The sequence below is a fragment of the Pseudomonas sp. Fl4BN1 genome, assembly GCF_009908285.1.
In the GTDB taxonomy this organism is placed as follows: domain Bacteria; phylum Pseudomonadota; class Gammaproteobacteria; order Pseudomonadales; family Pseudomonadaceae; genus Aquipseudomonas.
Genome location: NZ_JAAARM010000010.1, coordinates 57,635 through 67,410 on the forward strand (window position 1 = coordinate 57,635; position 9,776 = coordinate 67,410).

A 9,776-nucleotide genomic window follows, 5' to 3' on the forward strand; every position below is an offset into this window, starting at 1 on the left:
CTGGCAAGCGGTCGGCGGTCCTGGCCCAAGTTGTGCATTTTCTGTCGGGTCCTGGACCTGTTCCTTCATCGCAAGAGTAAGACGACCCTCACATGAGCAATACCGAGGCGACACCTCAAGGCAATTGGCAGCCGGTCATCGCATTGGCGCTGGCGGCCTTTGTCTTCAACACCACCGAGTTCGTGCCGGTGGGGCTGCTCAGCGCCATCGGCGCCAGCTTCGACCTGCCCACCGAGCAGGTTGGGCTGATGCTGACCATCTACGCCTGGATCGTGTCCCTGACCTCGCTGCCGGTGATGCTGCTGACCCGCAACATCGAGCGGCGCACCTTGCTCACGGTGCTGTTTGGCCTGTTCATCGTCAGCCACATCCTTTCCAGCCTGGCCAGCAGCTTCGGCCTGCTGATGCTCAGCCGCATCGGCGTGGCCCTGGCCCATGCGCTGTTCTGGTCCATCACCGCGTCGCTGGCGGTGCGCCTGGCGCCGCCGGGCAAACAGGTGCAGGCCCTCGGGCTGCTGGCCACCGGCACCTCGCTGGCGATGGTGCTGGGGATTCCCCTCGGGCGCCTGTTGGGCGAGGCCCTGGGCTGGCGCACCACCTTCAGTGTGATCGCCGGCATGGCCGGGCTGCTGGTGCTGTGGCTGATCCGCACCTTGCCGTTATTGCCCAGCCAGAACTCCGGTTCCCTGCGCAGCCTGCCGTTGCTGTTCAAGCGCCCGGCGCTGGTGGCGATCTATCTGTTGACGGCGCTGGTGGTGACCGCCCAGTTCACTGCCTACAGCTACATCGAGCCCTTCATCAAGGTCGCCGCCGGCCTTGGCGGCGACGTGGTGACCTTGATCCTGCTGGTGTTCGGTGGCGCCGGGATCATCGGTTCGCTGCTGTTCAGCTGGGTGCACCGCCACAGCCCACAAGGCTTTCTGCTGACGGCGGTGGGGTTGCTGGCGCTGTGCCTGAGTCTGCTGCTGCCGTTGAATGGCCACGTCTGGTCGCTGGTGCTGCTGAGTGTGGTCTGGGGCATGGCGATCATGGGGTTCGGCCTGGCCTTGCAGTCCAAGGTGCTGACCCTGGCGCCGGACGCCACCGACGTGGCGATGGCGATGTTCTCCGGGATCTACAACATCGGCATCGGTGGCGGTGCGCTGCTGGGCAGTTGGGTCGGCGGGCAGATCGGCTTCGCCTATGTCGGCGTGGCCGGTGGTGCACTGGCCACCGTTGCCTTGCTGCTCTATGGCTGGTCGATTTGGCGCATGGTGCGCGCTCCCGCGACCGACTGAGGCGCTCGTTGCGTGGCAACGGCGCGAGCCCTGGCCGCGGGCCGGTGCTGTGCTGTCTACTGAGTGAGCAGCGGCTTGCGACGCTCCGGCCAGCAGGCCACCAGCAGCAATACCGCCGCTGCCAGCAAGTAGGGCAGGCGCGGTTCCACGGCATAGATCAAGGTCCCGGCCAGCGGCCCGACCACCACCCCCAAGCCTTGCGCCGCACCGATGGAACCGGCGGTCGCGCCTTGTTCGGCGGCGTCCACCGAATTGGTGGCCAGGGCGGCGAAGGACGGGAAGATCCAGCCCATGCCGGCTGCCACCACGAAGAAGCCCAGCCACAGCACCCAGGCATGCGCCGCGAGGATGCTCGCAACAAAACCCACGGCGGCCACCAGCGCGCCGAAGCGGATCATTCGCAGCGGCGGCCATTCCAGCTTGCGTACCAGCAGTTGCGAGGCGATCAGCGCCACGCCCACCAAAGTCAGGGCGATTCCGGCGGTCTGCGCCGCCTCGGCCGGGCCCATGCCCAGGCGGTCGAGGGCGAAGAAGCCCACGGTGATCTGCGCCATGGCCACGCAGAGCATCGAGACGAACGCCACCACCAACGGCCGGCGCAGGCGCGGATCGCCCAGGCTCACCGGTTTCGGCGGTTGCTTGAGGTGCAGCTCCTGGCGCGGCAGCCGGGCCCGCAGGTACAGCAAGCCCAGCAGTGGCAATACCGCCAGCACATAGAACGGCAGGCTCAGGCTATGGCGGGCCAGCAGCGCGGCAATTGCCGGTCCCAGGACCAGGGCGCAGGCGTTGGCTGCCCCCAGTGAGGCCATGGCCCGGGCGCGGTGCTCGGGCTCGATGTTGTCGGCGATCAGGGCGTAGCCGCCCACTGGAATCGCCGCGTAGAACACCCCGATCAGGCCACGGCCCAGCAGCAGCCCGGCGAACGCCAGCAGCGCCGAGGGCAGGGCCTGCAGCGACAGGTCGATGAACACACTGAGGGCGAGAAACGCCAGGGTGAAGCCGCCGGTGCCCAGCAGCAGGATCCGCCGCCGGCCAAGGCGGTCGCTGGCCCGGCCCCAGGGCCGGGCCAGGAGCATCCAGATCACCCCGGAGACGGTCACCGCCATCCCGGCCTGCCAGGTGGCCAGGCCGAGAGTTCGCGCAATCGGGCCGATCAGCGAGACAAAGGCCATCATCGCCATGGTGCAGGCCAGGTTGGCCACCAGCAGTGGACGCAGGTCGAAGGCCGGGCTGGCCTGGGGCGTTTCCAGGGTATCGAGGGGCAACTGTTGAGCGTTGGTCATGGTTTATCCCAGGGCTGAGTGAAGGGGCAGGCGGCCATCGACCATCACCAGCGGTCGACCGCGCACCTGTTCCAGGCTGCCGTCAACACCATAGACGTCGCGCAGCAGATGTTCGTTGATCACCTCCAGGGCCGGTCCGGCGGCGGCCAGGCGCCCGTGGTGCAGAACCACCACCTGCTGGCTGAAACCCAGGGCCAGGTTGATGTCGTGGACCACCACCAGGGTGATCAACTGGCGCTCCCGGGTGGCCCGGGTAATGGCCTCCACCACCTGGCACTGGTGATACAGGTCCAGGGCGCTGGTGGGTTCGTCCAGCAGCAGGACCTTGGGCTGGCGCACCAGGGCCTGGGCCAGCCCCACCAGTTGCCGCTGGCCGCCGGAAAGGGCGTCGATCGGGCGGTCGGCCAGGGATGTCAGGTCGAGGTCGACGAGCACCTGTTCGACGTTGTCGAGGACCGCCGGGCTCGGGCGCCCGGGGGCAAACCCGGCGCCGCGATGCCCGGCCATGGCGGCGCTGAGCACCGCTTCGAAGGCGCACAGCCGGGTGCGCTCCGGCAGGCTCTGCGGCAGGTAGACGATGCGCTGCGCGCGCTCGACCTGGGGCAGGCGATTGAGTTCGACGCCGTCCAGCAGCACCTGGCCAGAGGTCTTGTGCAGGCCGGCGATGCCCCGCAGCAGGGTCGACTTGCCCGCGGCATTGGGACCGATCAGCGCGGTCACGGTGCCGGCGTTCAGCGGCGGCAAGTCGACTCGGTCGAGTACCTGGCGGTTGCCGTAATGCATGCTCAGGTTGGCAGTGCTGAGCCCTGAAACAGCGCGTCCCGAAGTCGAGAGCTGCGGGGAGGATGAAGTTGCAAAGCTCACAAGGCACCTCGGCGGTTGCGCAGGACAATGGCCATGAAGAACGGAATGCCCACCAGCGCGGTGACGATCCCCACCGGCACCAGCACCCCGGGAATCAGCGCCTTGCTGGCAATGGAAGCCATGGACAGGATCAGCCCGCCACTGAGCACGCTGGCCGGCAGGAACAGGCGGTGATCCTCGCCCACCAACAGCCGGGCGATGTGCGGGGCGATCAGGCCGATAAAACCGATGGTGCCGACAAACGACACCGCCAGCGCCGACAGCAGGCTGATGCGCAGCAGCGACAGCAAGCGCAAGCGGCCGACGTCGATGCCGAAGCTGCGGGCCCGTTCCTCGCCCAGGGTCAGGGCGGTCAGGGCCCAGCTCTGGCGCAGGGAGAAGGGCAGGCACAGCAGCAGCGCCAGGGCCAGGATCGCCAGTTTTTCCCAGGAGGCCCGGGCCAGGCTGCCCAGGGTCCAGAACACCAGTTGCTGCAGGCTGTCCTGGCTGGCGACAAATTGCAGCAACGCCACCAGGGCGTTGAAGGCGAACACCAGGGCAATGCCGAACAGCACCAGGCTCTCGACGCCGAAGCCGCGCCAGCGTGCCAGCAGGTACAGCAGGGCCACCGAGGCCAGGGCAAAGAGGAAGGCGTTGGCCGAGATCAGGTACTGCGCCGGCACCCCGGGAATGCCCAGGCCGAGGACGATGGCCAGGGCCGCGCCGAACGCCGCGGCCGCTGACACGCCCAGGGTGAAGGGGCTGGCCAGGGGGTTGTCGAGCACGGTCTGCATCTCGGCCCCGGCCAGGGCCAGGGCGGCGCCCACCAGCACCGCCATCAGCGCGTAGGGCAGGCGCACGTTCCACACGATCACCGCCTCGACCCGGGGCATCGACGCCGGGTCCCAGAGCACCTGCAACAGGCGCGACAGGCTCATCCCGGAGGGCCCGGTGGTGATGTCCAGCGCCAGGGACAACAGCAGGGCCAGGGCCAGCCCGGACAACAGCAGCACCCGCCGTCCATGGCGCCGGTGGTAGTGCTGCGAGGCGACGCTGCGCTCCACGTCAGTGGCCGCCTGGGTCATGGTTTCAGGCTCGTGGCGAACACGCCGCTGGCAGGAATCGGCATGAAGCGCTGGTACAGCTCGCGGCGGGTCTGGTCCGGGTCCAGGTCCTTGAACAGCTCCGGGTGCAGCCACTTGGCCAGGGCCTGGACCGCGATCAGGTGTTCCGGCGAGTCATAGAAGATGTGCCACAGGCCATGCACATTGCCTTCGCGCACCGCCCGCAGTTCGTTCAGTGGCGGGCGCTGGGCGGCCTGGCGCAGGCTGTCCCGGGCCTGTTGCGGGGTCGCCGAATAGCCCAGGGTCACGCCGCCCTGGCCGGCAGCGAAGACTCCGGTGGCCACGTACACATCCGGGTTGCTGGACAGGATGTACTCGACGTTGAGGCTGCCGATGGGCCCGGGGATGCGCCCGTCGGCGATGTTGTGGCCGCCGGCCAGCTTGATCATCTCGCCAAAGTTGCCGGTGCCGGGCGAGCCACAGCAGTCCTGCAGCCCGGCGAGCATGTCGATGAAGATCGTTGGCTGCTGGACCTTGCCGGCCTTGGCCAATGTCTGGGTGACCCGGGCCAGGGACTGCTGGTAGAAGGCGATGAATTCTTCGGCCCGCTGTTCACGGCCCAGGGCCTGGCCCAGCAGGCGCATGCTGGGCACGGTGTTGCTCAGGGGGTGGTCGCTGAAATCGACGAAGATCACCGCCACGCCGGCGGCCTCCAGTTGCTTGACCGCCTCGCTGTCCGGACTCGGGCCATGGCCACCGCTCAGGGCCATGATCGCCAGGTCCGGGTGCACCGCCAGGGCTTTCTCGACGCTGAAGGTCTCGGCGGACGTGCCGCCTACCAGCGGTACTTGTTCCGCTTCGGGGAAGGCCTTGTGAAAGGCGCTGTAACCCTGCACGTCGAGGCCGCGAAAGTCGCCCTGCCAGCCGGCGAGACGGGCGAAGGGATTCTTGCCTTCGAGCAGCGACAGCGAATAGATCATCCGGCCTTCACCCAGCAGGATGTGCTCGACCTTGTCCGGCACCTGGACCTGGCGTCCGGCCAGGTCGGTGAGGGTCGCGGCGCTGGCCGTCGCGGCCCAGAGCAGGCTCAGGGGCAGCAGGCCGAGCAGGAGCCCGCGCTGGGCGCGGCGCAAGAAATCACGGTGTGTCATGGGCGGTTTCCTTGAACGATTGAACGGCCCGGCGGGTGACGCGCTTGCGCCACCACAACAGCAGGCCGGTGATGTACAGCAGGGGTAACGAAATGCCGCAGAGAAAAGCCAGCCACGCGCCGGGCGTGCCCAGCAGCAAGTGGCCGTGAGCGGCGGAGAACAGCGGTTTGAGCACCATTGGCTGGGCGCCGAGCCCGGTGAACAGCTCGGGGCGGGCCAGCCAGACGCCACTGCCGGCGATCAGCAGCAACGGCAGGCACAGCCAGGCCGCCGCGACGTTGTGCCATTCCCGCAGGCGCCGGTTGCCCTGGCTGCCGCGGCGCAGGCTGGCGGCCTTCCACCAGCTGCGCCGGCCCGGCCACCACAGGTACAGGCCGCTGCCCAGGGAGCCCAGCAGCACCAGGCCACACAGCAACACCAGGTTCGAACCCCAGGCTGGCGGCAGCAGCAGGCTGCGGTGCAGCGCCACCAGCTTGGCCAGCCACAGCTCTTCGAAGACGAAGAAGCCCCGGGGCGCGGCGCTGTAGGGGTCGATCATGGCGATGCCGGTGCCGGGGCGGTCCTTGAGGGCACCGAACACGATCACGTTGTCCGATTCGAGAAAGCCCTGGCGTGGTGGCGCCGCGCCGAAGACTTTGTGCAACTGCGGGTAGGCACTGGCGGCGGCGCTGATCCAGGCACTCTGCTCCAGGGCCGCGCCGTGTTCGCCGGGGGCCAGTTGCAGCATCGCTGCGCCCACCTCCCAGCGCAGGATCGGCCCCTTGAGCTCCAGCAGTGAACCACTGAGGCCCAAGAGCGCCAGGAACAACCCCAGGCCCAGGGCCAGCCAGCGGTGGACCCGAAGCCAGACTTCACGCATGCGCAGCATCGGCGGCCTACCAGCGGTAGCGCAGGCTGGCGATGACGCTGCGGTCATAACCTGCACTGCAACTGGTCAGGGAACAGCCTTCGTAATAGTGCTTGTCGGTGAGGTTGGTGGCGTTCACCGCCAGGCGCAGGCCCTTGGCCGCCGGGATCAGCTTGTCGAAGTCGTAGTGCACCGCCGCGTCCAGCAGGGTGTAGGAGGGCACGCTCTGGGTGTTGGCGGCATCGGCTTCGGTGGCGCCGATGTAGCGCACCCCGGCGCCAAAGCCGAGACCGCCCAGGGGGCCTTCGGGCAAGGTGTAGTCGGCCCACAGCGAGGCCATTTTTTCCGGGGTGTCGGTGGGGCGATTGCCTTTCTCCAACGGGTTGTTGCTCTTGCTCACCTCGGCGTCGTTGTAGGTCAGCGCCGCCAGCAGGTCCAGGCCCCGTGCCAGGCTGGCCTTGCCTTCGAGCTCGATGCCGCGCACGTTGATTGCGCCGGTCTGGATCTTGTTCAGGCGTTGGGCCGGGTCGGTGGTGAGAACGTTTTCCTGGGTCAGGTCGAACAGCGACAGGGTGATGTAGCTGTCGATGCCCGGTGGCTGGTACTTGACCCCCACCTCCGACTGCTTGGCGCTGGTGGGCTTGTACGGCGTGCCGTAGAAGTTGGTGCCCAGCACCGGATCGAACGAGGTGGAGTAGCTGATGTAGGGCGCCAGGCCGTTGTCCGCCAGGTACACCAGGCCGGTGCGGTAGGTGAATTTTTCGTCGTCCTGCTTGCTGCCCTTGTCGTTGATGCGGTCCTGGGTCCGGGCGCTGGAGCGGTCCTGGCGGCCGCCGACGGTGAGTACCCAGTGTTCGTCGAAGGTGAACTGCTGCTGGGCATAGACCCCGACCTGGTCAGCGCGCTGCACGGTGTTGGTATAGGGCGTGCTGGGATTGAACACGCCGCCGTGCACCGGGTTGTAGATGTCGATGGGCTCTGCGGCGCCACCGCGCAGGTAGTAGTCCTCGCGGGTGCGGCGGTAGTCCACCCCCATCAGCGAGACCATCTGCGTGCTGCCCAGGTTCCAGCGGGCCTGGGCATTGTTGTCCAGGGAGTAGGTGTCGCCAACGATGCGAAAGCGATAGGCGTCGCGGTTCAGGGTGCGCAGGTCCGGGGCCAGGGACATGCCGCTGGCGGTGTTGGTCAGCAGGTTGACATGGCCATAGCGGGCGCTGGAGTTGAGGCTCCAGACATCATTGAAGCGATGCTCCAGCAGGTAGCCCAGGGAGTACTGGGTACGGTCATTGTCCAGCCCCGGTTCGTCGAGGAAGACATTGTGCTTGACCTTGCCATTGGGGTTGGACAGCAAGGTGCCACGGGCCGGCAGGAAGACGCGCGGGGCACCGAAGGAGTCCTGGGTGTAGTCGGCCAGGACGGTCAGGCTGGTGTCGTCGTTGGGTTTCCAGGTGAAGGACGGCGCAACGTATTGCTTGTCGTCCTTGATGTGGTCGAACTGGGTGCCGCTGTCGCGCTCCAGGCCCACCAGGCGGTAGAGAAACTGCCCCTGGTCGTCCAGCGGGCCGCTGAAGTCGAACTGGCCCTGGGCGCGGTCGAAGCTGCCGCCCTGGATCTGCACTTCGTGGTAGGGCTGGTCCAGCGGGCGCTTGCTGATCTGGTTGACCACGCCGCCGGGGGAGTTCTGGCCGAACAGCACCGAGGCCGGGCCCTTGAGCACGTCGATGCGTTCCAGGCCATAGGCTTCGACCTTGGGCCAGGCCTGGGCGGTGTTGCCCTTGAGGCCATCGCGGAGCATGCCGGTGGTGACGTCGAAACCGCGAATCGAGATCGTATCGAAGCGCTGGCTGGCGGCGGTGGTGTTGGCCTGGACCCCGGCGGTGTAGCGCAAGGCCTCGCTGACCGATTGCACCTGCTGGGCGTCCATCTGGTCGCGGGTGACCACGGAAATCGATTGGGGAATTTCGCTCAGGGTGGCATCGGTCTTGGTCCCGCTGAGGCTGCGCTTGGCCACGTAGCCGCTTTGCTGGCCGGTGGCGGAGTCCGGCTGCGTGGTGCTGATCACGCTGGTGTCCAGGGTCAGTGGCTGTTCCGGGTCGTGCCCGGCACCGGCGGCCAGTGCAGCGCCCGCCTGGGTCAACGACAAGCCCAGGGCCAGGCCGTGGATCAGGCCGGCCAGCGGGCTGTGGCGCAGTGCCGGACGTGGGACCACGCAATCGACTGGCCAACCTGAGGTATTTCGGTGCGCAACGCTGGTGCCCATGCTTCCACTCCATGATGGGGATTAAATGAGAATGCAAACTTATCTCATTTGAGAGGGTGGGTTGCGGGCTAAAACTTTGGCTGCAGCGACCATTTCTTTCGTTTGCGGTACGGCGGGGGAAGGGCGCCCGGTTCAGTGGGCGCAGGACTCAGCGCAGGCTCTTGGGCGAGACCCCGAAGCGTTTGCGAAAGGCCGTGGAGAAGTGCGCCGGGCTGTAGCCGACCCGATAGGCCGCGCTGGAGACATTGGTCTCGCCGCTGGCCAGCAGGCGATAGGCCTCGCCCAGGCGCTGTTCCTGCAGGTAGGCATAGACGCTGGTGCCGAATACCTGGCGAAAGCCTGCGGTGAGCTTGCGCGGGTTGAGGCCGACCTGGCGCGACAGTTCGGACAGCGACGGCGAGGCTTGCAGTGAATTGAGCAGCAGGTCGCGGGCCGCGTGGATGCGCTCGATGTCCGCCGAGTTGTAGGGGGGCTCTTGCAGCGGCCGGGATTCGGCTTGGGCAAGAATCCCCTCGACCCCCAGGGCGGTGAGCTCCAGGGCTTTGCCCCCGAGGTAGAAGGAGCGGGTGGGGCCTTGCAGCGGGCAGGTGAAAATCTGCTGGGCCAGGGCCAGCAGCGGCTTGCTCGCCGGCTGGCAGAACAGCATCGGTCCGCCACCACGCTGGTCCAGCAGGCGCTCGGGCTCCAGGCCGACCTTGCGGATCGAGGGGAAGTCCAGCTGCACCGTGGTGTAGCGCACCGGCACGCCACTGGCGAACAGGTGGTCGCCGCAGTGCTCGCCCTGGTTGGCCACGGCGCACAGGGTTGGCCCGCGAATCTCCACTTCACGCTGGCCCTCGACCCGGCAATTGAGCTGGCCGCTGAGCACCAGGATGATTTTCAGGCCTTGCCAGAGCGGTTCCTGCATCCACATCTGGCTGTCCATCAGCACGGTGCCGGTGGACAAGGTGATTTCCGGCACCACGGCCGCCGCGCCGGCGTTCTGCGGGTTGGGGAAGTGCAGGGTGGAATCCCTTCTGACAGGCTGCGGCGCAGCGTTGGGGCTGAGCAT

General features: G+C 67.4%; 8 protein-coding genes. 1 reads left to right on the plus strand and 7 read right to left on the minus strand.

Annotation, left to right across the window (positions count from 1 at the left end):
* Nucleotides 1-92 precede the first annotated feature (92 nt).
* Nucleotides 93-1,277 (plus strand): sugar transporter, encoded by a 1,185-nt coding sequence (locus tag GV818_RS13460; RefSeq protein WP_161776771.1) that lies wholly within the window; start codon nt 93-95, stop codon nt 1,275-1,277.
* Nucleotides 1,278-1,333: 56 nt separating this feature from the next.
* Here the strand turns inward: GV818_RS13460 and GV818_RS13465 are convergent, their stop codons facing one another.
* The 7 genes from GV818_RS13465 to GV818_RS13495 form a co-directional block, all read right to left on the minus strand.
* Nucleotides 1,334-2,560 (minus strand): MFS transporter, encoded by a 1,227-nt coding sequence (locus tag GV818_RS13465; RefSeq protein ID WP_161757279.1) that lies wholly within the window; start codon nt 2,558-2,560, stop codon nt 1,334-1,336.
* Nucleotides 2,561-2,563: 3 nt separating this feature from the next.
* Nucleotides 2,564-3,424, minus strand: a complete 861-nt coding sequence (locus GV818_RS13470; protein WP_161776772.1) for an ABC transporter ATP-binding protein — start codon at nt 3,422-3,424, stop codon at nt 2,564-2,566.
* Nucleotides 3,421-4,488: a FecCD family ABC transporter permease gene (locus tag GV818_RS13475; protein WP_161757277.1), complete on the minus strand. Its 1,068-nt coding sequence runs from the start codon at nt 4,486-4,488 to the stop codon at nt 3,421-3,423. The genes GV818_RS13470 and GV818_RS13475 overlap by 4 nt, the downstream gene beginning before the upstream one ends.
* Nucleotides 4,485-5,618 (minus strand): ABC transporter substrate-binding protein, encoded by a 1,134-nt coding sequence (locus GV818_RS13480; protein WP_161776773.1) that lies wholly within the window; start codon nt 5,616-5,618, stop codon nt 4,485-4,487. Before GV818_RS13480 ends, GV818_RS13475 begins: the two co-directional genes overlap by 4 nt.
* Entirely contained in the window at nt 5,605-6,486 is an 882-nt protein-coding gene (locus tag GV818_RS13485; RefSeq protein ID WP_161757275.1) for a PepSY domain-containing protein, read from the minus strand. The genes GV818_RS13480 and GV818_RS13485 overlap by 14 nt, the downstream gene beginning before the upstream one ends.
* A gap of 7 nt (nt 6,487-6,493) precedes the next feature.
* On the minus strand, nt 6,494-8,725 hold the full coding sequence (locus tag GV818_RS13490; RefSeq protein ID WP_161776774.1) for a TonB-dependent siderophore receptor: 2,232 nt from the start codon (nt 8,723-8,725) through the stop codon (nt 6,494-6,496).
* Nucleotides 8,726-8,873: 148 nt separating this feature from the next.
* Nucleotides 8,874-9,776, minus strand: a complete 903-nt coding sequence (locus tag GV818_RS13495; protein WP_161757273.1) for an AraC family transcriptional regulator — start codon at nt 9,774-9,776, stop codon at nt 8,874-8,876.